General features: G+C 59.8%; 28 protein-coding genes. 16 read left to right on the top strand and 12 right to left on the bottom strand.

Annotated elements, in window-relative coordinates:
* Positions 1–48: 48 nt before the first annotated feature.
* The gene (locus V8J85_RS19420) at positions 49–966 is read right to left on the bottom strand and encodes a type IV pili methyl-accepting chemotaxis transducer N-terminal domain-containing protein (protein ID WP_339955441.1); all 918 of its coding nucleotides are present in this window, start codon (positions 964–966) and stop codon (positions 49–51) included.
* Positions 948–2,486, bottom strand: coding sequence for a phosphate ABC transporter substrate-binding/OmpA family protein (locus V8J85_RS19415; protein WP_339955440.1), 1,539 nt, complete (start codon positions 2,484–2,486; stop codon positions 948–950). The genes V8J85_RS19420 and V8J85_RS19415 overlap by 19 nt, the downstream gene beginning before the upstream one ends.
* A 340-nt stretch (positions 2,487–2,826) precedes the next feature.
* Here V8J85_RS19415 and mtgA point away from each other — a divergent pair, with 340 nt between their 5' ends.
* The 6 genes from mtgA to V8J85_RS19385 all read left to right on the top strand — a co-directional run bounded on the left by mtgA (position 2,827) and on the right by V8J85_RS19385 (position 8,512).
* Positions 2,827–3,591, top strand: a complete 765-nt coding sequence (gene mtgA, locus V8J85_RS19410) for a monofunctional biosynthetic peptidoglycan transglycosylase (protein ID WP_339955439.1) — start codon at positions 2,827–2,829, stop codon at positions 3,589–3,591.
* 63 nt (positions 3,592–3,654) lie between these two features.
* Positions 3,655–4,320 carry an FtsZ-binding protein FzlA gene (gene fzlA / locus V8J85_RS19405; RefSeq protein WP_339955438.1) on the top strand — a complete coding sequence of 222 codons (666 nt, stop codon included), beginning with the start codon at positions 3,655–3,657 and terminating at the stop codon, positions 4,318–4,320.
* A 72-nt stretch (positions 4,321–4,392) separates the two neighbouring features.
* On the top strand, positions 4,393–5,424 hold the full coding sequence (gene queG / locus V8J85_RS19400; RefSeq protein ID WP_339955437.1) for a tRNA epoxyqueuosine(34) reductase QueG: 1,032 nt from the start codon (positions 4,393–4,395) through the stop codon (positions 5,422–5,424).
* Positions 5,421–6,578 carry a PQQ-dependent sugar dehydrogenase gene (locus V8J85_RS19395; RefSeq protein WP_339955436.1) on the top strand — a complete coding sequence of 386 codons (1,158 nt, stop codon included), beginning with the start codon at positions 5,421–5,423 and terminating at the stop codon, positions 6,576–6,578. Before queG ends, V8J85_RS19395 begins: the two co-directional genes overlap by 4 nt.
* Positions 6,575–7,555 carry an App1 family protein gene (locus V8J85_RS19390; RefSeq protein ID WP_339955435.1) on the top strand — a complete coding sequence of 327 codons (981 nt, stop codon included), beginning with the start codon at positions 6,575–6,577 and terminating at the stop codon, positions 7,553–7,555. The genes V8J85_RS19395 and V8J85_RS19390 overlap by 4 nt, the downstream gene beginning before the upstream one ends.
* Positions 7,556–7,591: 36 nt before the next feature.
* Complete coding sequence (locus V8J85_RS19385) at positions 7,592–8,512, top strand: DMT family transporter (protein ID WP_339955434.1); 921 nt, start codon at positions 7,592–7,594, stop codon at positions 8,510–8,512.
* On the opposite strand, the gene V8J85_RS19380 is transcribed toward V8J85_RS19385, so the two are convergent.
* Entirely contained in the window at positions 8,509–9,132 is a 624-nt protein-coding gene (locus V8J85_RS19380) for a hypothetical protein (protein ID WP_339955433.1), read from the bottom strand. The two genes, V8J85_RS19385 and V8J85_RS19380, sit on opposite strands and share 4 nt — an antisense overlap.
* Before the next feature lie 191 nt (positions 9,133–9,323).
* Between V8J85_RS19380 and V8J85_RS19375 the strand changes: the two genes are divergently transcribed.
* Complete coding sequence (locus V8J85_RS19375) at positions 9,324–9,506, top strand: hypothetical protein (RefSeq protein ID WP_339955432.1); 183 nt, start codon at positions 9,324–9,326, stop codon at positions 9,504–9,506.
* A 36-nt stretch (positions 9,507–9,542) separates the two neighbouring features.
* Here the strand turns inward: V8J85_RS19375 and V8J85_RS19370 are convergent, their stop codons facing one another.
* From V8J85_RS19370 to V8J85_RS19355, 4 genes are all read right to left on the bottom strand, one after another.
* Positions 9,543–10,259, bottom strand: a complete 717-nt coding sequence (locus V8J85_RS19370; protein WP_339955431.1) for a hypothetical protein — start codon at positions 10,257–10,259, stop codon at positions 9,543–9,545.
* Complete coding sequence (locus V8J85_RS19365) at positions 10,249–10,758, bottom strand: SMI1/KNR4 family protein (RefSeq protein ID WP_339955430.1); 510 nt, start codon at positions 10,756–10,758, stop codon at positions 10,249–10,251. The genes V8J85_RS19370 and V8J85_RS19365 overlap by 11 nt, the downstream gene beginning before the upstream one ends.
* A gap of 1 nt (position 10,759) precedes the next feature.
* Positions 10,760–11,680 (bottom strand): HNH endonuclease, encoded by a 921-nt coding sequence (locus V8J85_RS19360; protein ID WP_339955429.1) that lies wholly within the window; start codon positions 11,678–11,680, stop codon positions 10,760–10,762.
* Positions 11,681–11,918: 238 nt separating this feature from the next.
* Complete coding sequence (locus V8J85_RS19355) at positions 11,919–12,140, bottom strand: hypothetical protein (RefSeq protein ID WP_339955428.1); 222 nt, start codon at positions 12,138–12,140, stop codon at positions 11,919–11,921.
* 199 nt (positions 12,141–12,339) lie between these two features.
* Here V8J85_RS19355 and V8J85_RS19350 point away from each other — a divergent pair, with 199 nt between their 5' ends.
* The gene (locus V8J85_RS19350; protein ID WP_339955427.1) at positions 12,340–12,891 is read left to right on the top strand and encodes a hypothetical protein; all 552 of its coding nucleotides are present in this window, start codon (positions 12,340–12,342) and stop codon (positions 12,889–12,891) included.
* 49 nt (positions 12,892–12,940) lie between these two features.
* Positions 12,941–13,615: a hypothetical protein gene (locus tag V8J85_RS19345; RefSeq protein ID WP_339955426.1), complete on the top strand. Its 675-nt coding sequence runs from the start codon at positions 12,941–12,943 to the stop codon at positions 13,613–13,615.
* Here the strand turns inward: V8J85_RS19345 and V8J85_RS19340 are convergent.
* From V8J85_RS19340 to V8J85_RS19325, 4 genes are read right to left on the bottom strand one after another with little or no spacing between them, the layout of a single operon-like run.
* Entirely contained in the window at positions 13,612–14,550 is a 939-nt protein-coding gene (locus tag V8J85_RS19340; protein WP_339955425.1) for an OmpA family protein, read from the bottom strand. The genes V8J85_RS19345 and V8J85_RS19340 overlap by 4 nt on opposite strands.
* Positions 14,547–15,113, bottom strand: a complete 567-nt coding sequence (locus tag V8J85_RS19335; protein ID WP_339955424.1) for a peroxidase-related enzyme — start codon at positions 15,111–15,113, stop codon at positions 14,547–14,549. The genes V8J85_RS19340 and V8J85_RS19335 overlap by 4 nt, the downstream gene beginning before the upstream one ends.
* A 4-nt stretch (positions 15,114–15,117) precedes the next feature.
* Positions 15,118–15,843 (bottom strand): GNAT family N-acetyltransferase, encoded by a 726-nt coding sequence (locus tag V8J85_RS19330; protein WP_339955423.1) that lies wholly within the window; start codon positions 15,841–15,843, stop codon positions 15,118–15,120.
* Positions 15,840–16,562: a competence/damage-inducible protein A gene (locus V8J85_RS19325; RefSeq protein ID WP_339955422.1), complete on the bottom strand. Its 723-nt coding sequence runs from the start codon at positions 16,560–16,562 to the stop codon at positions 15,840–15,842. The genes V8J85_RS19330 and V8J85_RS19325 overlap by 4 nt, the downstream gene beginning before the upstream one ends.
* Before the next feature lie 42 nt (positions 16,563–16,604).
* Here V8J85_RS19325 and sfsA point away from each other — a divergent pair, with 42 nt between their 5' ends.
* The 3 genes from sfsA to V8J85_RS19310 all read left to right on the top strand — a co-directional run bounded on the left by sfsA (position 16,605) and on the right by V8J85_RS19310 (position 19,424).
* Positions 16,605–17,306 carry a DNA/RNA nuclease SfsA gene (sfsA, locus tag V8J85_RS19320; protein ID WP_339955421.1) on the top strand — a complete coding sequence of 234 codons (702 nt, stop codon included), beginning with the start codon at positions 16,605–16,607 and terminating at the stop codon, positions 17,304–17,306.
* Between the two features lie 127 nt (positions 17,307–17,433).
* Positions 17,434–18,249, top strand: a complete 816-nt coding sequence (gene map, locus V8J85_RS19315; protein WP_339955420.1) for a type I methionyl aminopeptidase — start codon at positions 17,434–17,436, stop codon at positions 18,247–18,249.
* Complete coding sequence (locus tag V8J85_RS19310) at positions 18,246–19,424, top strand: MFS transporter (protein ID WP_339955419.1); 1,179 nt, start codon at positions 18,246–18,248, stop codon at positions 19,422–19,424. The genes map and V8J85_RS19310 overlap by 4 nt, the downstream gene beginning before the upstream one ends.
* Before the next feature lie 170 nt (positions 19,425–19,594).
* Here the strand turns inward: V8J85_RS19310 and V8J85_RS19305 are convergent, their stop codons facing one another.
* A complete protein-coding gene (locus V8J85_RS19305; protein ID WP_339955418.1) occupies positions 19,595–19,792 on the bottom strand; it encodes a hypothetical protein in 198 nt (65 codons plus the stop codon).
* 212 nt (positions 19,793–20,004) lie between these two features.
* Here V8J85_RS19305 and V8J85_RS19300 point away from each other — a divergent pair, with 212 nt between their 5' ends.
* The 4 genes from V8J85_RS19300 (at position 20,005) to rplN (ending at position 21,501) form a co-directional block, all read left to right on the top strand.
* Positions 20,005–20,472, top strand: a complete 468-nt coding sequence (locus V8J85_RS19300; RefSeq protein ID WP_339955417.1) for a hypothetical protein — start codon at positions 20,005–20,007, stop codon at positions 20,470–20,472.
* A gap of 143 nt (positions 20,473–20,615) precedes the next feature.
* The gene (gene rpmC / locus V8J85_RS19295) at positions 20,616–20,822 is read left to right on the top strand and encodes a 50S ribosomal protein L29 (protein WP_339955416.1); all 207 of its coding nucleotides are present in this window, start codon (positions 20,616–20,618) and stop codon (positions 20,820–20,822) included.
* A 4-nt stretch (positions 20,823–20,826) separates the two neighbouring features.
* The gene (rpsQ, locus tag V8J85_RS19290) at positions 20,827–21,057 is read left to right on the top strand and encodes a 30S ribosomal protein S17 (protein ID WP_339955415.1); all 231 of its coding nucleotides are present in this window, start codon (positions 20,827–20,829) and stop codon (positions 21,055–21,057) included.
* Between the two features lie 75 nt (positions 21,058–21,132).
* Entirely contained in the window at positions 21,133–21,501 is a 369-nt protein-coding gene (gene rplN / locus V8J85_RS19285; protein WP_320241237.1) for a 50S ribosomal protein L14, read from the top strand.

The raw sequence follows: 21,501 nt of genomic DNA, 5'->3' as shown, positions 1-21,501 counted from the left end.
CCCGGCCGCATGATGCGATCGGGCGTTTTCGTTGCGAGTGGTGGGTGGTTAGTTGATCCCGGCCTTGCTTTCTTCGACATAAAGCGGAACGAGCGCGTCGAACGCGGTTGCGATGCTGGACATCCGGTCGTGGATGTCCGACGCCACCTGCACGTCGCCTGGCCCGCCGATTTGGTCGATCATAGTCTGGACGCGGTTCCAGTCGCCTTGAACCGCTGTCAGCCCGTCACGGATGGCCGCCGTTGGGGCGGGCACGACACCGGCGCCGGGGAAGCCGTTGATCAGCGCGTTCAAAGAGACATCGAACCGTTGTGACGCCTTGGCAAGCCGCGCCTGTTTGCCCAGAACGGTGTTGCCGGTGATGACGCCGCACGCCTCTTTCGCGATCTGGAAAGCGAGCGAACGTTGCCGCGCGACGATATCCAGCGTGAACGCATCGGTGGAGAGCAGCGCGGGCGGGACCGAGTAGCGGTTGATCACTTCGCTAACCAGATATTTGCCGGAATGCATCACGTTGAGGTTCTGACGCGAGATATAGTCGAGCCCGGATGGATCGGCGGTGCCGTTGATCCGCGCATCGATGGCGGGTTTGTAGTTGTCCCAGAGCGTCTGCACCCGGCTGAGGGCCACGTTCATCTTGCGGTCTTCCTCGGGCTGGTCGATGCCGCGTGTGGCGTCACCTTCGCTGAGCGCTGCGAAAAGCGCGTCATATTCGCCGATGGCGTTGGTGAGTGTCGCCATATGCGTTGCGGTGTCCACACCAGCGTCAGCCAGACAGGCGGCCGCGGCGATTTCCTGGCTGAGCCTGCGGATGTCGTCGCTGGCGGCGATCCGTTCAGCCCCGGCGCGGTACACACCTTCGGTTTGCGCGATGGCGGTGCCGCCGAGCGACACGGCCAATATGGCGACGAGGCAGGGCAATGTGCCTTTCATGCTGCGCGCCCCGCTCATTGTGTTTTGATCCATGTTTCGACCCGTCTGTTGATCGCCCGGCCTGCATCGTTAGTGTTGCAGGCGGCTGGGTCGATTTCACCATAGCCGGCGGTCTTTATTGTGACGTTGTTAAGGCGATCTCCGGCCAGGGCGAGGAGTGCGCTGCGGACTTGTTCGGCGCGGCCTTCCGAGAGGATCACATTGGGTTCGAACGCACCCACGCTGTCGGCGAAACCGGCAAACGTGATCTCGGCCCCGTCGGGCAGGTCTGCCAGATAATCGGCAAGCCGCTGCAGATCGTCGATGCCGCGCGGGTCAAGCTCGGTCGAACCGGTGCGGAAGCGGAAGGTGGAGGACAAACGCCCGTGACTCGCCATTTCGCCGATCAGGCGGTCAACGACGCTTTTCTCGAAAGAGCCTTGTCCGGTGCCGCGCACACGGGCGGCGCGGGGGCTGTCGGTGCCCAAGGGCACCTGTTCCACGGACAGATCGATAAAGCCCGACTGCAGGATCACCAGATTGGCGGCTGGCGATGTCGCGTAGCGGACGAAATCATCGGTCAGCGTGTTATCCGTATCGGCGCGGGTATAAAGGTACAGCCTGCGGAACAGGGTGTATTCTTCGGTCTTGACCGAGAAGGCGTCGGGCGACGTGCCGATCCCGCATTCGCTGACGAGGTTCAGTGGCTTCTGACCGCGTTTGAAGGCAAAGCCGACATAAGCGATCGCACCCGGGTTTTCGTCGACATAGATCGCAGCGTCGACGTTGTCCGTGGCGGTGTAATTGCCAACAAGGCGCGTTCCGCTTTGATCACCGAAAATCCCCGCGCGCAGGACGTCGTTGGTGCCTGCATCTTGCGTGGTGACCACAGTGATCGGAAGGTCGGGGCCGCCGACTTGCGCCCAGTTGGTGATTTGACCGGCAAAAATCCCGGCAAGGTCAGCGACCGACAGCGCGTCGGTCGGGTTCGATTGGTTGACGACGATCACCAGGCTGTCGATCGCGACGATATGTTCCTGATCCGGGGCGATCATGGTCCCGGCGCCGTCGGCGGCCAGCGCCTGCGCCTCTGCGGGTGTGATGCGCCGGGCGGAGAGGCCCATCTGGAACGAACGATCGAGAAGACCGCCGAACGCATCGTCGGACGTGCCGGATTGCACGGCGACGGCACCGATTTGCGCTCCGAAACCATCCTGTCCGACAAATGTGGTCACGATGCGACCCTCACCCTGACCAGTTTGTGTCTGCGCCTCGGCGCCCAGGTCGGTTGCGAAACCCGCCAGCAAGAGCGGCATGAGGCCTTCGGCGACCGTATCGGAACCACCCGCGATCGTATCCGCCGATACCGTTTCCACGGTGGGGCAGCCGGCTCCGTCGCAGGTGACGCGGTCGGCGGCGACGCGCAAGTCACCCAGTTCCGTGTTCAGCAGATAGTATTCGCCATCAAAGCCGATCAGATCACCGTTCAGATTGGTCGTGCCGTCGGTCGATCGCAGGATCACCGGATCGGCGGCGAGGCTGGTCGCCAGCGCCGTCGCGCCAAGCAATGCCATCCCTGCACGGGGCAAATGTTTGAGGTGGTGTAGGCAGTTCAATGCAGTCTCTCCCTCGTACTGACAAGTGGCGCTGGACGCCGGAAACGCTAAAGCCCCTTGTCATGGCCTTCATTCAAACGGCCGTGACGAAAGACTGTTACCACTGTTTCTAAATCGATTTCGGTAACGACATAAACTTACGTAAACGATTGTGGTGCGAATATGGCGTTTTGTGAAACTTCTGGATGTAGATTTCAATGTATGCGTTTACATCGGCAATTTAGGTTGAATGTTGCCCTTTGGTCACTTTGATCATGTGTGCTTGACGATTTTGATCCGGAGATGGCTTATGGGAGCGATGGCACAGGCGCGGAAATCGACAAAGAAAACGCAGACGAAGAAACCGGCAACCAGGAAACGGTCACGTCAGAAAAAGCAGCCCGGTTTGATCGCACGGGCGGTTCATTTTCTGCGCCGGGTGGTTTGGGGCGCGCTTTTCGCGGCGTTGGGCATGGTACTGATTGCGACGCTGATCTATGCGCTTATCGCGCCGCCGACGACACCGTATATGTTTTCTGAATCGCGCCGGGTCGGTGGCGTGAAATACGAATGGGTGCCGATGGAGCGGATCGCCCCTGTCATGGCCCGGTCGGCCGTCGCCGCCGAAGATGCGAATTTTTGCCTGCATTGGGGTCTGGACGTCAAGGCCATCAGGCAGGCGGTGGATCGGGGGCGCGGGGGCGCATCGACCATATCACAGCAGGTAATCAAGAATGTCTATCTCTGGCATGGTCGGTCCTGGACGCGCAAGGCGATCGAGGCCTTGTGGACCCCGCTGGCCGAGGCCGTCTGGTCCAAGCGTCGGATCCTGGAATTGTATCTGAACGTCGCGGAGTTCGATGAAGGTGTGTTTGGCGTGCAGGCGGCGGCGCGCCATTACTTTGGCGTGGATGCGGCCGATCTGTCGGCCACGCAGGCGGCACGTTTGGCGGCGATCCTGCCTGCGCCCAAGAACCGGTCGGCCTCGAACCCCAGCCAGTTCACCCGCAATCGAACCCGCCAGATCATTGCAGGGGCCGAGACGATCCGCGCGGATGGCCGCGCGGATTGTTTCGAGAGGTGAAACAGCCATTGATCGTCACGGTGTCCTATTGCATGACGTTATAAACATGGGTTTGGGTGCTTTATGAACACGTTGTATCACTATCCGCTGTCGCCGTTTTCCCGGAAGGTTCGTCTGACCCTGTCCGAGAAGAAGATCGAAGTCGAGCTGGTCGAAGAGCGTTATTGGGAAGAAGACCCGGATTTCATGCGCCGCAACCCGGCGGGCAAGGTGCCGGTGCTGAAGATGGGCTCGCGCACGTTGTCGGACAGCAACGCGATCTGCGAGTATCTTGAGGAAACGCATGTCACGCCCGCTTTGCTGCCCCGCAATGCCGAGGATCGGTGCGAGGCGCGTCGTTTGGTCGGTTGGTTCGACGACAAGTTCTACCATGACGTCACCAAGAAACTGACAGGAGAGCGGGTATTTCGGAAAGTGATGAATACCGGTTACCCGGACAGCACGAATGTGAAAGAGGGCGCGCGCGCGATCAAGTATCATCTGGATTACATGGCGTATCTGCTGGATCAGCGTCGCTGGCTGGCGGGCAATGAGATGACGTTTGCCGATTTCGCCGCTGCTGCGCATTTGTCCTGTCTGGACTATACCAGTGACGTGGACTGGAACCGTCATGAGGTGGTCAAGGATTGGTATGCCAAGATCAAGTCGCGCCCTGCCTTTCGGTCGATCCTGGCGGATGAGGTGCCGGGATTTCAGCCGTCGGCGCAATATGCTGATCTGGACTTTTAGGGGCTGGCGTCGCAGGGGGCTTTGCCCCCGTCCCTTCGGGACTCCCCCAAGGTATTTGGGAACAAAAGAAGGATGAAGGACCGGCTGGAAGCGTTTGCGCTTGAGACGGGCTTTGCCAAGGTGGGTGTGTGCCGTCCGGATGCAGTGCCCGAGATGGCGGGGCGGTTGGCCGATTTTGTCGATGCGGGAATGCATGGTCAGATGGCGTGGATGGCCGAGCGGATGCATTGGCGCGGTGATCCGTCGGCACTGTGGCCGGAGGCGCGGTCTGTTGTGATGTTGGCGGAACCCTATACGCCGGAGCACGATCCGTTGGATGTTTTGAAGCAGTCCGATCGCGCGGCGATTTCGGTTTATGCCCAAGGCCGCGATTATCATGATGTGGTGAAGAAGCGGCTCAAGCGGGTGGGCCGCTGGCTGATTGATCAGGTGCCGGGGGCAGAGATCAAGGTGTTTGTCGATACCGCACCAGTGATGGAGAAGCCATTGGCGCAGGCTGCCGGGTTGGGCTGGCAGGGCAAGCATACGAACCTGTTGGGCCGCGATCTGGGGTCGTGGTTCTTTTTGGGGGCTATCTTCACGACGGTGGAACTGGAGCCCGATGGGGCAGAGGTCAGCCATTGCGGTTCGTGCACCGCGTGTCTGGAGGTGTGTCCGACGGATGCGTTCCCCACACCCTATCAGCTGGATGCGCGGTTGTGCATTTCGTACCTGACGATCGAACATAAGGGGCCAGTGGATGAGGACCTGCGTCCGAAGATGGGGAACCGGATTTATGGCTGTGATGATTGTCTGGCCGTATGCCCGTGGAACAAGTTTGCCAATGATGCGCGCGATATCCGGTATGCGGCGCGGGGTGACATGGCGCCGCCTTTGGCAGAATTGGCTGGACTGGATGATGCGGCGTTCCGTGCGCGGTTTTCGGGGTCGCCGATCAAACGGATCGGGCGGGACCGGTTTGTGCGCAATGTCCTGTATGCCATTGGGAATGCGGGGGACCAGTCATTGATCCCGGCGGCTGAAAATCTTGTGAACGATGCCGATCCGGCTGTGGCCGATGCGGCGCGCTGGGCTATGTCGCGACTAAAGGAGATGGATTCATGATGAGACGTTTTGTTTTGCCGCTTTTGCTTGCGCCCGCGATGGCGTTGGCCGAGGTGCCGCAAGGGCCGCCTGCCAGCAGCTTTCAACCGGCCTTTCCCGAACAGACGCGGGCCAAGCAACTGGCGACGACCCGTGTGACGGTCGAGACCTTCGCGGGCGGTCTGCAGAACCCCTGGGGTATCGCGCCCCTGGGCAATGGACAGTTTCTGGTGACCGAACGTCCAGGGCGGATGCGGGTGATTGATGCGGATGGGTCCGTTTCGGGTCCGATTTCGGGGCTGCCGGACGTCGACAATCGCGGGCAGGGCGGCCTTCTGGATGTGGCCGTCAGCCCGGATTTCGCCAGCGACCGGACGGTATTCTGGACCTATGCCCAACCGGCGGGTGGCGAAATGGTCCGGACGGCGGCGGCCAAGGGCGTGCTGACGGCTGATGGCCGCATGACCGAGGTGCAGGATATTTTCCAGCAGGAACCACCCTGGTGGGGTGCTGCCCATTACGGCAGCCGCATCATCCCGATGTCCGACGGGACGGTATGGATTACGACCGGGGAACACAACGCGACGGAAAATGCACAGGATAACAGCACCACGTTCGGCAAGGTCATTCGTGTGACCCGTGACGGGGCGGTGCCGTCGAACAATCCGTTTGTAGGGCGCGACGGGATCGACACGATCTGGTCTTATGGCCACCGCAATGTCCAGGGTGCCGCCATCGCGCCTGATGGAGATCTGTGGACGATCGAGCATGGTCCGCGTGGCGGGGATGAGCTGAACAAGCCACGCGCCGGGCGGAATTACGGCTGGCCGGTGATTTCCTACGGCGTAGAGTATGGCAGCCTTGCTCCGGTCGGGTCGGGACGCGCGGTGATGGAGGGGATGGAGCAGCCTGTCTATTATTGGGACCCGGTCATCGCCCCGAGCGGGATGGATTTTTACGACGGTGATTACGACCGTTGGCAAGGTGATCTGTTGATCGCTTCGCTGAGCCCAGGTGGACTTGTCCGGTTGAAGCTGTCCGGCGACAAAGTCGTCGGTGAGGAGCGCATGCTGACCGATCGCGGCCGCATCCGCGATGTCGAAGTGTTGGATGACGGATCGGTCCTGGTACTGGCGGATTCCGAAGGAGCCGTGCTGCGCATCACGCCGCGATGAAGCTGTTTCTGGCCCGGATCGCTGTGCGCATCGAGCGGTTGTTCGGGTTCGGGTGCAGGCCGCGTGAGGCTGGCGCGATCGTGCCTTATGTCGGATATGCGACGCCGGAGCATTTGATTGTGCGCGGAAGGGTGCTCGCCCGCGTTCGGCGGCGGGAAACTCGCGCCGATCAGGGCATGTGGCGCAATTTCCGCCAGATGATCGGGCTGTTTCGCACCGCCGAAGTGGGTGGCGTGACCGTCAAAGCACAAGGCGTCAGCGCCGTCGCGGATGAGGAAGGGTATTTTACCCTGCTTTTGCCGCGTGGCGATGCGCATGGCTGGTGTGACATCCCAGTCAGTGTCGGTGCCGTTACCTTAGCTTGCCCGGTCATGATCCCCGATCCGCGGGCAGCTTTTGGCGTCATATCCGATATCGATGATACGATGATGCACACGGGCGCCTATTCGCTGTGGCGTAATTTGTGGACCTCACTGACGGGCAATGCGCAGACCCGGATCGTGTTTTCAGATGCGGTGCGCCTGATGCGTGCCTTGTCCGATGGCGGGCGCAATCCGGTGCATTTCGTCAGCTCATCGCCGTGGAATTTCCATGGATTTCTGACTGAGGTGTTCGACCGCCATGATCTGCCGCGTGGGCCGATGTTTCTGCGTGATTACGGGATCAGTGAAACGCAGTTCATCACGGGTACGCATGGGGATCATAAGGGGTCGGCTATTGATGTGATCTTGGGGGCCGAGCCGGATTGGCCGTTCATCCTGATCGGCGATACGGGGCAGCATGATGCGCAGGTCTATCTGGCGGCGGTCGAGCGGCATCCGGGCCGGATTGGTCGCGTGATCTTGCGCGCGCCGGGTAAGGGCGCGGATGCAGAAGATCTGGCTTATGTGGAAAAGATCAGGGCGCTGGGCGTACCGGTTCACGTGGGTGCCGACTACACGCAGGCGCTAGAGGCGCTTGCACCTGTCGCCGAATAACGCTTTGCATGGGCTGAACCATCTAAGGACATTCCCGTGCAGCCGCTGCGTGGCATTCTGCTAAAAGTACTGTCCGTCTGCACCTTCATGGCGATGGCGAGCCTGATCAAGGCGGCCTCGGATGCGGTGCCGCCGGGGCAGGCGGTGTTTTTCCGGTCGTTTTTTGCGATCCCGATCATTCTGGGCTGGCTCGCCATGCGGGGCGAATTGCGCGATGGGTGGAAGACCAGTAACCCGATGGGCCACTTATGGCGTGGGTTGATCGGAACCTCGGCGATGGGGTTGGGGTTCACCGGGCTGGGCCTTTTGCCGCTGCCCGAGGTGACGGCGATCGGCTATGCCGCGCCCTTGTTGGTCGTCATCTTTGCCGCGATGTTCCTGAACGAAGAGGTCCGCGCCTTTCGCCTGACGGCGGTGGGGCTGGGGATGATCGGGGTGTTGATCGTAATCTCGCCGCGCTTGTCGGTAGGGGCGGCGTTAGATGTGTCCGAGACGCTGGGCGCTGTCGTTGTGCTGATGGGGGCCGTGCTGGCGGCGTTGGCGCAGGTTTTCGTGCGCAAGCTGGTGATGACCGAGGATACGGCCGCGATCGTGTTCTGGTTCACGATCACGTCGTCGGTGATGTCATTGCTGACCTTGCCATGGGGCTGGGCGGTGCCGTCTTTTTCGGTGGCCCTGATGCTGATCGCCGCCGGGTTGCTGGGTGGAATCGGGCAGATTTTGCTGACCTCCAGCTATCGGTTCGCGGATGCGTCGCTGGTGGCGCCGTTCGATTATACGTCGATGATCCTCGCGCTGGCGATCGGGTACCTTGTGTTCGATGAGGTGCCGACGGGCACGATGCTGGTGGGTGCGGGCATCGTGATCTTGGCGGGTGTATTGATCATCTGGCGCGAACGGCAGCTGGGGTTGAAGCGGGCGCGCCAGCGAAAGGCGACCGGCAATGTCGGCGGTTAACGCCGGGCGCTTTGGAAATTGATCCGGCCAAGCGCCTTGCCCACCCGCGCGAAACGACGTGGCAAGCCGGGCGCGCTCCGCCTGACGCGCAGACCAAGCGTGCGATAGAGTTGCCACAGATGCCGCGCCTCGTTCGGATCCAGATGTGTGGGCAGATCGATCGGCGCCCCGCCGGTCAGGTCGAGGAACTTGGGTGGGACGTGGAATGGCAGCGCGCCGCGTGGCCAGGCCAGCAGCTTTTGATTGACCCGCCGGATCAGGCGCGGATCGACGTCCTGATCATTCAGTCCCAGCCGGTGGTTGCGATAGAAACCCGTATCCCAATTCCGCAAGATCGTCGCGAAATGCTGCGTTGTATCGGGCCGCTGCGGCAATGGCAGCGGATCTGTCAGGTGGCTGACTGGGTCGCTATGGTAAAAGGCGTGCACGGCAACGGCGAAATCGCATTCGGTCCGGTTGAGCATCCAGTGGATGAGGTCCGCATGTCGCGTCATATCCGCCCGTCGGATCGTGTCGAGCCACAGATCTTGTGGCGCGGTCCGCAGAATACGGCGCAGCGCCGCATCGGCATCGCCGATCCGCGTCGTGTCATCAGGGGCTTGGTTCGATTGTTTGGTCATTGTGATTGTCTGCTCGCGTGGCCTGGTGTTTTGCCAAGCGAAGCTGACGGAAAAGGGGCTGAGATTTGTCAAAGCTCGGGCGTTTCGTGAAACGACCTGTCCTTTGGTTCAGGTTCGGCGGATGACCGCACGTCACGAGACGAATCCTGTGGGTTGTGTTAAGGTTACCCATCAGCACGAAGGAGGACCGGATGAGAAAGCATGTTCTGGACAGACCGAAAACAGTGACTGGTGAAATGGTACGGCGTGTCGTGACGATGCAGCGCAAGCAACTGCCACAGCAGCAAAGCCTGAAACTGCAGCGACGCAAGCGGGCCATGAACGCCCTGCGCTTGCGCCATTATTTGCAGTTGGAACGCGGCCAGATGCTGTGACGATCCAGTGGATGCGGTCGGAGAACCGTGCCGCGCCTAAACACGATATTTGAGGCTGCCATCGAATGTGTCCGGGGTGGACCAGTCGAACATGCAGGCATCGGTGCGCCGGATCAGCGGGTTCAGTTCCAGCAGGGTGCAGGTCGAACTACCGGACTCTGCGGGATGAACGTAGACGTCGGCGACCACGTTTTTTGTATGGGTGACCCTCGAGAACGTCGTCAGAAAAACCGAAATCGCCCGCGATATCGCGTCGATCTTCGGGCGCATACCGGGAAAAACGGTATCGGTGTGATACTGGGACGCCCCGATCAAGGCACCGTCACGCAGAAAAATCCGGAACTCGCTGTCCTTCGGAATGTCGCGCCATCGGGTGCAGAACAGCGCCGTATCATGGTCGGATGTCTCATAAGCGTGCAGGATCGCGGCCAGCCGCGAATTGCACCGGCTGATGACATCGACAAAATCACCAGCGGACCGAAAGCGCGGCGGGATCGGCCCGGTTTTGAGGCTGCCCAGCCCAAAGCGTAAATGGGCACCATCATCATGTTGCGTCAAAACCGAGTCGATGTCGGCCAACAATTCGGGGCGAAGCGGCACCGGCACGCCCTTTGCGCAAGACAGGCAGGCCGCCCGGTCCTCTGCCGTCAGGTCGATCCGGTCATGCGGAAAGGCCAGATCGGCCACGGCATCCGGCCAGTTTTCCGTGGCAGTGGCCCAAACATGCGGCCCCTCCGCTGCGTCAGAGCTCATCACGGGCGCTGAGGCTGTTCATGAATTCGGTGAAAGTGTTCCCAGCAAGGCCGAGGCCTTTGGTGTTGTTGCCTTGCATCCAGGCATCCATGCTGTCGGGCCAGGCGTAGACTTTTCCGAAATCTGCGTTGTTTTCGTCAACGCCAAGCAAAACTTTGAAGTCGTTTTCCGTCGCTCCGATGACGATGAAACCCGGCGGAATCGCTGGCCCGGATCGGTCGATAAAGGTCGCCATTCGAAAATTCGTGCCGCGAATGACGTTTTCCATTTCAGATAAGTATTCTAAAGGTAAGATCACTGGTCCCTCCGTGAATTGAGAAATGAACCAACCATCTCGTTGCCGGGTGCCAAGACCATCGGAAAAGAGCATGAATTCAAGATAGTCTTTTGGCAGCGTTACAATCCCGGCCTCTTTTTTGAAGTCGATTTTTCCACCGGGCAGCACGTGGAATTCGCCGGGGATGTCGGTTTGCCATTTGGGATTAATCCTGATCTCCATATCAAAACTCCGGTGAAGTATTTAAAGATGCCGCGCCCTCATGCGCCAAAGCACCATGAACGTCCTTATCAACATATGTCATCGTAACGCCGTCGGGTTCATGGTGCCATTGCCCAAATTCAGGATCACGACCAGCATCTGGATAGTCTTCTCGCCATTGCCCCCAAGAAGCATCAAGATCGGCTGATCGGTTTGCAGATTTGTTTGTACCGAGGCTTTGTTCGATTTCGACTTGATAGGCGCTGCCATCAGGCGCTCTATTGGTTCTCCCCAAGGGTGGAAAACTAGTCAGATCCGGCTTGCCGTCGGTGTAAGGTATGCCCCTGACAGGGTCTTGATGATCTGACAGTGCCCGATGCATCGGTGTCCCCTCTTTCGGCTTGAACAACCCCTGACCGGCGGGCACCCGGTTGCCGTTTTCGTCGACCCAATCGCCTTTGTCCTTGGCGGGTAGACGGGATTGCTGCCTTAGTAGATCATCGCGCTCGTCGGCGCAGGAAGCCGTGCGGCAGTTGCGGTAGCGGTCGATGATTTCGTCACGCCGTCGCTTGATCCCGGCCCATTGTTGTGCCGCGGCCATCCGCCGCCGGGCGAAAGTTTGTGCGCGGGACACACCCGTGCGGGCCGCGGCCAAGGCATCGTTGATCCGCTCCATTCTGTTTTTGATGCTGTTTCCGCGCACCAGGGCTTTGATTCCATCCCCTGCAATGGGGACAAACCCGATCGCATTGACAAGCGCAGCACCATAGTTGCCCGCATCGAAATTCGTCGCGAATGATATCCCATCAACGACTTGTCCGCCCGCCGGGTGGCTTGACGCGACAAGCAGCCCTGCCTCTTTCCCGATCTCGACCCATTGGGATGACACGCTATCCAGATGCGCCTGCGCGCGCGACACCGGCGTCGCCCGCGATATCAGCATTGCGAACATTACTTCCCAAAACGCGCCCTCACTCCCAATCCGGGTCGTCTTCGAGCCCCAGAATATTGCTTTCAACCAACCAAGGAAACCAGTAGGTGTCGTTCGCGGCGACCATCGCCGCGCCGCCTTCTTCATCAGAAACGCGATAGAGCGCGTCGATCTTTTGGCCTTCGGTCAGTGATCCATCGGTCAGGATTTTGCCGAATGGATGGCTTTCAAAGAAATTCGGGCCCAGTGCCTACATCAGTGTAAGAAATTGCCCCTGAATGTCGGGGCGGCGCAGTCCAAAATGTTCGGCATAGTGCAGCGCGTTTCTGGATTGCTGCGTGCATTGGGCCGGGCCGAGGTCGCGCAGAAAGTCGGGGAATTCCGTCGGCATGAATTCGGCCACATACCATTTCGCCACATCCCAGGGTGGCATTGGTGCCATCATCTGCGCGGACGTCATTTTGAATGTCATGGCATATCTCGCGACTTGCGGTGCGTCGGGTGAAAGTGAGTATGCTTTGACGCTGACTTGCAAGCTGTTTGGTGTGCGCTTGCGGTACATCCCCACCCCTGTGCCAAAACGCACTGATGCCGCTTTGTCCTTTCGTTAACGTAAGGTCACCCGTCCTATTTTTCGGGCGGTGCAGAACCATTTTTTCAAGGAGTTAACGATGAATATGATTACAGCTATCGCCCCGCATGCGCAGGTTGCCATCGCGTCCAAGGAAAGCGCCAACACCTATAAGGTGACCCAAAAGCGGGGTGCGATCATGGGTGTGGGCGCCAGTGTGTCGGGCGCGGGCGCATGGGTGAAACTGAGCGGCGGTATGGATTTCGAAATCCAGTCGCTGGAATCCTCCAAGACCTACAAAGAGATGCGCAAATCCTACAATATCAGCGGTGGTGTCAGCGGCTTTTTCAGCTGGATCACCGGCCAAGCCAGTGCCGATACCCAAAAGTCCGAGATCCAGACGGCCCTGAAAGAAATCAGCCAAAGCCAAAAAGTCGGTGGCCATGTCGATATCGAAATGATGGTGACAGGCGCCGTACCGAACATGCAGGTGGATGCTTCGGCCTATATTCTGGTTTTGCAGGTCGAGGATAGCCAAGGCAACACGTTCAACATCGCGTCGAATGGCGATCCTGCGGCTGATACCGGTGCGCAGGACAGCAACGGCAACGCCCTGCCGAATAACGACAACAACAGCACGATCACGCTGTAAATAGCACCACGGAACGGGCAGGGGCCACGGGTGCCTGCCCGGTCTTGTCATGAAAAAAGAAGACCTCAATCTTATTGAATTGTCGCCCGACCTGATCGCGCAGAACCACGCGATCATGACGGGCAAGGACTTTGCCGCCCCGCGTCAGCAGGTCAGTGGTGTGGTCCATCGGGGCCATTGCGCCGTCTGGGCGTCAATCGGGCAGGGCGCAAAGGGCTGGATCGACGTGTCGTTCGAGATGTCCGTGCCAAGCGTGACCGCCGAAGCTTTCGCCCAACTCCGGCAGGCGTTGGTCAGCGTTCTACGCAAAGATGTGCGCGAAAAGGATATCGCCATGCAGGCCGGTCTGCTGCCCGACCCGCCGCCAAACCCGCAAAGCCGGATGGCGCGCTATGCCGCATGCCTTTATGCCGATCTGTTTTTTGGCGGAGCAATCGCCGAGGACGGCGAAAATCCCTTTGATGCGAATGATGGTCAGCGGGCCACGGAAACGCAGGCCGTGTTTGCCGTGCGCGCCGCCCGGATCGCGGTGGTAGAGCTATCCGGGACTTTGCATGTCGAAGCCACGCTCGAAGGTGATCAAACGCAGGTCTATGTTCCGGTGACGGTTGTTGAATACGACGATGGCGTCATGATCCCATTCGCGGGTTATGCCGAAACGGCGTTGGTCGATACCGGAACCGCGTTGTCACAGGTAACGATGGCGGCGGATCTTTGGGTCTAATCCGGGATCGATGTCACGATAACCTCGACCCGCCGGTTCGCGTCGCGCCCTTCATCGGTCGCGTTGCTGTCGATCGGGGCGAGGTATCCCATGCCTTCGGCGGCCAGTCGTGTGCGGGTGATCCCGTATTCGCTGACGAGCCTTTCCAGCACTGTCGCCGCCCGACGTTTTGACAGGGCGATATTGGCGTCGAGCGAACCCGACGCGTCGGTGTGCCCCACCAGCGCGACGGTCAGGTCTGGTGTCGCGGCCAGATGATCGGCAAGCGCATCGAGCGAGGCGAAGGGCCCTTCGCCCAGTTGCGACGACCCGGTCTCGAATTGCAGATCGTCGAGGACCGCGTGGCCAACCGCTTCCAGCTTTTGCACCAGACCGCTGGCGTCTGTGGTCACGCCGCCCCGCAAGGCCGGGGCTGTGGTGGTGACCAGCGGGGCGGCGTCCTCTTCCGGCGGGCCGACGCGGGTGACCTGTACGAAACCGGCCTGCGCGGTCTTGCTGACGAACAGGCTGACGTATTCGGTGCCGCCTTCGACGATCCTGCGCGCGGCGAGGAAACGGAAATCGCCCAGATTGATCTGCATTTCGGGCGGGGGCAGCGTTTTAGTGCCAAAGCGGAAGTCGAACCCGCCGCAGGCCTCGGTCTGGCATTCGAAAATCACGCGGAACCGGTCATTGCGAAGCTGTTCCCGCAGGGGGCGCAGCATTTGCAGGGTGGTCAGCGATTGCGCGCCGATGCGCCAGGCCTGTCGGGTCATCTGGCCCTCGACCACCTCGGTCGGCATTACGCCTTTGTCCCAGATCCCGATGGGCAAGGCATAGCTGTCAAGGTCGCCCGTCACCTCGCGCTGCAGGCTCGCGTTACTAGGAAAGTTAAGCGTCATGGCCTCGGCGTTTGAGGCCCACAAAAAATAGCCGATGATCAGCAGCAGGATCATCTGGCCTGCGCGTGGTATTCGGCGTTGGGCCGCATATCGGTGGCCGAGGCGATGCGGTTGCTCATGTTGTAGAAGCCTGTCACGGCGGCGATGTCCCAGATATCGCGGTCGCTGAAACCGACCTGACGCAGCGCATCGCGGTCTTGCTCTATGACCTTGGCGCTTTCGGTGGTCACCTTCTCGGCAAAGGTCAGCATGGCGGTTTGGCGGGCGTCCAGGTCGGCCACGCGCCAGTTCATTACCAGCATTTCTCCCAGTTCCGGGTTGCCCGACAGCGCGCGGACGGCAGCGCCGTGGGCGGTCAGGCAGTAATAGCATTTGTTGATCGACGACACGGTGACCGCGATCATCTCGCGTTCCAGTTTCGACAACCCTGAGTCGGCGAGCATCGTGTCGTTGTAAAGCGCGGTGAAGGCGTTCAGCTTGTCGATATCGAACGCATAGGCCTGCAGGACATTGGGGATCAGCCCCAGCTTTTCCTGGCAGATGTCAAAATATTTCTGCGTGTCATCGGGCAGCGGATCGACCATCGGCAGGTCGAGCGCGGTGGGCTGTTTGGTCAATGGATCACTCCGGCAGGCTGCGATAGTGGTACTCTCCCACAATGGTCATGCCGAGTGAAGTGTAGAGCGCGTTGGCCGCCGTGTTCTCTTTCGTTGTCACCAATGTGAGAAACTTTGCCCCCTGATCAAGGGCCCAGAAGGCTGCGGCGTGTGTCAGGTGTTTGGCCAGCCCGGCCCGCCGATGTTCGCTGCGGATTTCAAGCGCATGGATCATCGCGCAATCGGCTGCGATGCCGACATAAACGGTGCCCGCCGGTTTGTCGTCCATCCGTCCAAGAAACGTCGTCTTGGGCGGGCGCGCGCGGTCCATGATGTCCATCCGCCCCATGCTCAGCCCGCCATCGGCCCAGATTTCGTTTTGCACGGTCAGGGGTGGCCAGCTTTGAAAGGCCGTCACGGGGGGCGGTTTTTGCGTCGCGATGTCCGCCAGCGGGGCAGCGAACATGTTGACCGGGTCTTTGATAACATAGCCAAGGTCGGCCAGATGCGCATCCAACGCCTCTTCCCCTTCGCGGATCATGAAAAGGGGCGCTTGCCCCGCTTCGCGCATGGCCTCTTCGGCCATGGGAATATCTGCGCTGGTGATCGGAAGCTCTGCCGTGGCCGAACTGACCCGGCTGCTGCCGCTGTCGTCCAATCGAATGGTCCAGGGTCCCAGCGCCTGTTTGGCTGAGGCGGGCCATGTTCCGTCGATTACGGCGTACAGTTTTTGCGCACTTGGTAAATTCACGCAGCAAATATGCCGCGCAGGTCCTTCATCGCAAGCTCTAATCGCGCAGGGTCTGTGCCGCGCACCACAACGTTGGCGCCGAACCGCCCATCCTTCTGGAACGGATAGCAGCCGACGGACAGGTCGGGATAGGTTTCGGCGAAGGCGCCGAGGGGACCCGCGATATCGCCCTCGCCGCGGTCGACGCGCAGGGTTTCCGACAAAAGGGGTGCGCCTCCGGTCAGTTTGGGCAGAACGCTGGCGACCATGGCCTGAAAGATGGACGGCACGCCAGCCATGACGTGGACGTTGCACAGGGTAAAACCGGGCGCAGTGCTGACGGGGTTGTCGATCAGCGTGGCGCTGTTAGGGATGCGGGCCATGCGCAGACGCGCCGCATTCAGGTCTTGCCCGGATTTGTCGTAATGTGCTTGGAGCAGGGCGCGTGCGTCTTCACGCACGTCAATCGGGTCGTTGAAGGCCGCGGCGATGCAATCGGCGGTGATGTCGTCGTGGGTCGGGCCGATCCCGCCGCTGGTGAAAACAGTGTCATAGGCCGCTGAAAGCGCCTTTGCCGCGTCGATGATCGCCTGTCGGTCGTCACTGACCACCCGCACCTCTTTCAGGTCGATGCCCGCTTTGGTCAGTTCACCGGCCAGATAATGCATATTCGCGTCGCGTGTGCGGCCTGACAGGATTTCATCACCGATGACCAGCATCGCGGCTGTGGGGTTGGGCATGCCGGGTTCTCCTTTGTGTTCGGTTTGGTTATAGGCGCGCCCATGCGCTTTGCCACACCTCTTGTCCCTGCACGTTTGATCCGCCGCTACAAACGCTTCCTCGCCGATGCGCGGCTAGAGGATGGGAGGGAAGTGACCGCCCATTGCGCCAATCCGGGCTCGATGATGGGGCTGGCCGAACCGGGCGCGAAGATTTGGCTGGAGCCCAATGACGATCCGAAGAAGAAGCTGAAATATGGCTGGCGGCTGGTCGATCATGAAAATGGACATTTCACCGGGGTGGATACATCGGTGCCGAACAAGGCGCTGAAGGCCGCATTGATGACGCATGACGTGTCGGGTCTGCCCGACTACGCACTGGTGCGGCCCGAGGTGAAATATGGTCAGAACAGCCGGATCGACTTCCTGCTGAGCGGGGATGGCCTCGATACCTATGTCGAGGTCAAAAGCGTGACCTTGTCGCGCCAGCCCGGCTTGGCGGAGTTTCCCGATAGCGTGACGGCGCGCGGAGCAAAGCATATGGCGGAACTGGCCGAGATGGTGGCGCTGGGCCACCGTGCGGTGATGTTCTATCTGGTGCAGCGTACGGATTGCGAGGCGGTGACTGTGGCGGCGGATATCGACCCGACCTATGCAGCAGCCGTCGCCAAGGCAACGGCCACGGGGGTGCAATGTCTGGCCATGACCTGCCGGATCAGCCCGGAGGCGATTACGTTGGGAGATGTGATCCCGGTGCGGTTTTAGGACGCAGACTTTTCGTCACGAAAAGTCTGCCGGGGCATAAGTCCTCGTGACGACGACTTATCGGCGCGCCCTAGCATCCCGGCCCCATTTGTCCTATGTGCAGGGCCAGATCGAAAGGACAGGCGACGTGAAAACCAACGACGGTCATATCACCAAGGATGGCATTCGGATTTACGAACCCGGCGACTTTGCGGGCATGCATAAGGCCGGGCGGCTGGCGGCACAGCTTTTGGATGATATCGCCGATCACGTTTTTCCGGGTCAGACGACGGGCGAGCTGGATCGGCTGATCACCCAATGGGTCGAAGATGCGGGTGCGACATCTGCCACGATTGGATACAAAGGGTATCAGCACGCAAGCTGCATTTCGATCAACCATGTCGTTTGTCACGGCATCCCCGGCGACAAAAAGCTGAAGGATGGCGATATTCTGAACATCGACGTCACGGTGATCGTCGATGGTTGGTATGGCGACAACAGCCGCATGTACGTCGCCGGAAAACTGTCGCGCAAGGCCGAGCGTTTGATCCAGGTGACGCATGATGCGTTGATGAAGGGGATCGAGGCCGCGAAGCCCGGCAATACGTTCGGAGACATCGGCCATGCCATCCAGGTCTATGCCGAAAGCCACCGCATGTCGGTCGTCCGCGATTTCTGCGGGCATGGGCTGGGCCGTGTGTTCCATGCGCCGCCGAATGTCGTCCATTACGGGCGTGCGGGCACCGGGCCGGTGCTGGAAGAGGGCATGTTCTTTACCATCGAGCCGATGATCAATCTGGGCCGCCCCGAGACCAAGGTGCTCGCCGATGATTGGACGGCGGTGACACGGGACAAATCGCTTTCGGCGCAGTTCGAACACTCCATAGGGATCACCGCGGATGGGTGCGAGATTTTCACCCTCTCCCCCGGTAATCGTTATCACCCCACCTGGAAGGCCGCGTGAGCGAAAACCGCGCGCTGATCCCGACCCTCAGCGCGGCAAATTTCATCATCGGCATGGGCGCATTCGTCCTGATCGGAATGTTGACCCCGATCAGTGAGGGCTTGGGAATCAGCCCCGCCCGGACCGGATGGATCATGACGACCTATGCGTTGGCCTATGCGGTTTTGTCTCCGGTGCTGGTGTCGTTGACAGGGAAGGTCGGGCGACGACGATTGCTGACATTCGCCCTGGGCATCTTCGCCGCGGCGAACCTGCTGTCGGCCTTGGCGGTGAATGAGGCCATGTTGCACACCGCCCGTATTCTGGCGGCGGCGGGTGCAGGTGTGTTGACGCCGGTCACGGCGGCCGTGGCATCGGGGCTCAGCAATGAGGAAGAACGGGGTAGGGTCCTTGCCGCCGTCTTCTTTGGCCTGACATTGGCGCAAGTGCTGGGTGTGCCTTTGGGCAGTTGGATCGCTTATACGTTCGGGTGGCGCGCGGCCTTTGCGATGGTCTTTTTGCTCGCGCTGCCGGTGGTTGCGTTGCTCTGGCAGGTCGTGCCAGCCGGGTTGGCCTTTCAGGTCGTCAGCCTGCGTGATCTGGGCCAGACCTTGCGGAACGGGCGCACGATGCTGGCCGTGCTGTTCACCACGACGTTTCTGGGCGGCATTTACGTGGTCTATACCTACCTGGCCCCGCTTCTGGAAGACACAATGGGCTATGGCCGGGATGGCGTGACGCTTGTGTTGATCGTGTTCGGGATCGGGGCGGTGGGCGGCAATATCCTTGGCGGCTGGTTGGCCGACCGGATCGGGCCGTTCCGGACCTTGCTGTTTCTGGCCTGCATGCAGGCATTGATCATGCCCACGATGTCCTTGCTGCCGTTGCCCGATCTTTGGCTGTTCATGATCGGCGGTACATGGTCGATCTTCGGCTGGTCGTTCATGGCGGCGCAGCAGGTCCGCATCATTGGGATGTCGCCGCAAAGCGCGCCGGTCGTTCTGGCGTTGAACGCTGCGGCGATTTACGTGGGTGCCGCCATCGGATCGGCCATCGGCAGTGCGGTGATCAGTGCGTATGGCCTGAAGGCGCTGGGTGTTGCCGGTGGATTGGTGGCGTTGTGTGCAGTGGTGCATATTGCGGTCTCCGAAGCGTGGAACCGGCAAGGGGGAAAAGCCGCGGCCAATTCCCCCTGAGCGGATCGCTTGTTAATCGGGACAGTGGCGCTGACCTATCTTGTGTCGTGAGTGGCGACATCCCTTTCCGTAAAATTCACAGAAGCCGCAGCGCAGGCGACCGTTGGGAACAATATCAACCCTGAATGCGTTGTTCGTTGTGTGAGTGGGTAATGATTTCCGCGCCCGGCCTATCGTGGCCGGGCGTTTTCGTCTGATCCATCAAGCCTGCGCCACAGGAGGCTGAGGATGGTTTCGCCCCCCAAAGGGCTGGTGCAGTCCGAGATCAGGATTGGTGTGGAGAACAGGACTGGCGCGGGAAGGGTGACCTGCGCGGGCTTTTCGCGTAGGACGGTAGGGATGTGGGTGATGTCCGTGATGTCGGTCATGTGGGGAGTTTAGGATGGTTATGGCCAGAATAATAGCAACGCCGTCACGGAAAAGGTCCGGGGGACCTTTTAAGCCGAAAACGGGCGGAGCCCCGGACGGGCGCTGCCCGGCGTTGCCGCCGGGCGGGAGTTTCGTTTGACGCCGGAGTGTATTGATCACCGATGATCTACGACGATAGTTTCGTAGACATGAAACGAAAGTCGCCGCGTCAATGACCAGATTGGAAGACTTCGACGTCCTGTTGATGCTTGATCCCCGCAGCGGGGATTTGTTTCCATTTTCTTCTCACGGTTTTAAGGTAGGGACCGGAAGGCTCAGTAGAATTTCATCGCGGTCGAGAGGCTTACTATTTCTCGATCAAAACGGAAGATTGCTCGAATTGACGTCCGTAAACGATATTCGGCCAGATCTCTGGGGTCGTTTACATCGCTTTTTCGGAGGAGCATATTCTATCTCGGTTTCGTTGATCGAGAAACCTACCGATCTCGATCAATTAAAGGAAATGATCTTGACCGGTATCATCCGATACAAAGAGTATCTCGACGGCGATGATAGTTGGTCATTTGTTCTGTTGCCCATCGACCATATCAAGAAAGCCATCCGGGACGCGAAAGACACTAAGTCACTTTTTGAAAGATTGGACCTACCCGATGCCGTCGACTGCTTGGATTTGCTTTAGCCAAGCCCCTTGCAGTCATTGTTGCATAACCCCCTTGCCACATCCCCCCAACCCCCCTATACGGCCCACTTCTACACCCACTCCACCGGGAATCGGGTCACGCTTGCGTAGCGGCCTGCCGGTGATGTTGAAAGGACAAGGCAATGAATGCCAATGAACTGCGGGAGAAAACTCCCGATCAGCTCCGTGAAGAGCTGACAAATCTGAAGAAAGAAGCCTTTAACCTGCGGTTCCAGCAGGCCACCGGCCAGCTTGAGAACACCGCCGCGATGCGCGCTGCCCGCCGCAACGCCGCCAAGGTCAAAACCATTCTGAACGAAAAAGCTGCCGCAGCAGCCGAGGAGGCTTGAGAATATGCCTAAGCGTATCCTGCAAGGGGTTGTCACAAGCAACCAGAACGCCCAGACCGTCACTGTTTCGGTCGAGCGCCGCTTCAAGCACCCGCTGCTGCAAAAGACCGTCCGTAAGTCCAAAAAGTACCGGGCCCACGACGAAAACAACGCATTCAACGTTGGTGACCAGGTCCGTATCCAGGAATGTGCGCCAAAGTCGAAGACCAAACGCTGGGAGGTGATCGCCTCTTAAAGGTGCTCACATCCAGTTTAATCGAAACCCTGGGGACAAGGCACGCATCGCCCCCCAAAGGTCGGGAGAAACCAAATGATCCAGATGCAAACCAATCTGGATGTTGCTGACAATAGCGGCGCCCGCCGCGTTCAGTGCATCAAGGTTCTGGGTGGGTCCCATCGCCGTTACGCCAGTGTTGGAGACATCATTGTCGTATCGGTCAAGGAAGCCATTCCACGTGGCCGTGTGAAAAAGGGTGACGTCCGCAAGGCCGTCGTCGTGCGCACCGCAAAGGAAGTCCGTCGCGAAGACGGCACCTCCATCCGTTTCGACAGCAACGCCGCTGTCATACTCAACAACAATGGTGAGCCGATCGGCACACGTATCTTTGGACCAGTCGTTCGCGAACTGCGTGCCAAGAACTTCATGAAGATCATCTCACTCGCTCCGGAGGTGCTGTAA

It is taken from the genome of Yoonia sp. 2307UL14-13 (assembly GCF_037572755.1).
GTDB lineage: Bacteria > Pseudomonadota > Alphaproteobacteria > Rhodobacterales > Rhodobacteraceae > Yoonia.
Note: the sequence above shows the minus strand (reverse complement) of the source record. Positions and strands in the feature narration are given on the sequence as shown.

Excerpts from the sequence above, each read along its gene's own strand:
- sfsA (WP_339955421.1), top strand. The coding sequence starts at position 16,605 with ATGCGCTTTGCCACACCTCTTGTCCCTGCACGTTTGATCCGCCGCTAC.
- fzlA (WP_339955438.1), top strand. The coding sequence starts at position 3,655 with ATGAACACGTTGTATCACTATCCGCTGTCGCCGTTTTCCCGGAAGGTT.
- V8J85_RS19355 (WP_339955428.1), bottom strand. The coding sequence starts at position 12,140 with ATGACATTCAAAATGACGTCCGCGCAGATGATGGCACCAATGCCACCC.
- V8J85_RS19360 (WP_339955429.1), bottom strand. The coding sequence starts at position 11,680 with ATGCTGATATCGCGGGCGACGCCGGTGTCGCGCGCGCAGGCGCATCTG.
- V8J85_RS19415 (WP_339955440.1), bottom strand. The coding sequence starts at position 2,486 with ATGGCATTGCTTGGCGCGACGGCGCTGGCGACCAGCCTCGCCGCCGAT.
- queG (WP_339955437.1), top strand. The coding sequence starts at position 4,393 with ATGAAGGACCGGCTGGAAGCGTTTGCGCTTGAGACGGGCTTTGCCAAG.
- V8J85_RS19365 (WP_339955430.1), bottom strand. The coding sequence starts at position 10,758 with ATGGAGATCAGGATTAATCCCAAATGGCAAACCGACATCCCCGGCGAA.
- V8J85_RS19300 (WP_339955417.1), top strand. The coding sequence starts at position 20,005 with ATGACCAGATTGGAAGACTTCGACGTCCTGTTGATGCTTGATCCCCGC.
- V8J85_RS19395 (WP_339955436.1), top strand. The coding sequence starts at position 5,421 with ATGATGAGACGTTTTGTTTTGCCGCTTTTGCTTGCGCCCGCGATGGCG.
- V8J85_RS19380 (WP_339955433.1), bottom strand. The coding sequence starts at position 9,132 with ATGACCAAACAATCGAACCAAGCCCCTGATGACACGACGCGGATCGGC.
- V8J85_RS19420 (WP_339955441.1), bottom strand. The coding sequence starts at position 966 with ATGGATCAAAACACAATGAGCGGGGCGCGCAGCATGAAAGGCACATTG.
- V8J85_RS19325 (WP_339955422.1), bottom strand. The coding sequence starts at position 16,562 with ATGCCCAACCCCACAGCCGCGATGCTGGTCATCGGTGATGAAATCCTG.
- rplN (WP_320241237.1), top strand. The coding sequence starts at position 21,133 with ATGATCCAGATGCAAACCAATCTGGATGTTGCTGACAATAGCGGCGCC.
- V8J85_RS19340 (WP_339955425.1), bottom strand. The coding sequence starts at position 14,550 with ATGATCCTGCTGCTGATCATCGGCTATTTTTTGTGGGCCTCAAACGCC.
- V8J85_RS19390 (WP_339955435.1), top strand. The coding sequence starts at position 6,575 with ATGAAGCTGTTTCTGGCCCGGATCGCTGTGCGCATCGAGCGGTTGTTC.
- V8J85_RS19370 (WP_339955431.1), bottom strand. The coding sequence starts at position 10,259 with ATGAGCTCTGACGCAGCGGAGGGGCCGCATGTTTGGGCCACTGCCACG.
- V8J85_RS19375 (WP_339955432.1), top strand. The coding sequence starts at position 9,324 with ATGAGAAAGCATGTTCTGGACAGACCGAAAACAGTGACTGGTGAAATG.
- rpmC (WP_339955416.1), top strand. The coding sequence starts at position 20,616 with ATGAATGCCAATGAACTGCGGGAGAAAACTCCCGATCAGCTCCGTGAA.
- V8J85_RS19305 (WP_339955418.1), bottom strand. The coding sequence starts at position 19,792 with ATGACCGACATCACGGACATCACCCACATCCCTACCGTCCTACGCGAA.
- V8J85_RS19345 (WP_339955426.1), top strand. The coding sequence starts at position 12,941 with ATGAAAAAAGAAGACCTCAATCTTATTGAATTGTCGCCCGACCTGATC.
- V8J85_RS19350 (WP_339955427.1), top strand. The coding sequence starts at position 12,340 with ATGAATATGATTACAGCTATCGCCCCGCATGCGCAGGTTGCCATCGCG.
- mtgA (WP_339955439.1), top strand. The coding sequence starts at position 2,827 with ATGGCACAGGCGCGGAAATCGACAAAGAAAACGCAGACGAAGAAACCG.
- rpsQ (WP_339955415.1), top strand. The coding sequence starts at position 20,827 with ATGCCTAAGCGTATCCTGCAAGGGGTTGTCACAAGCAACCAGAACGCC.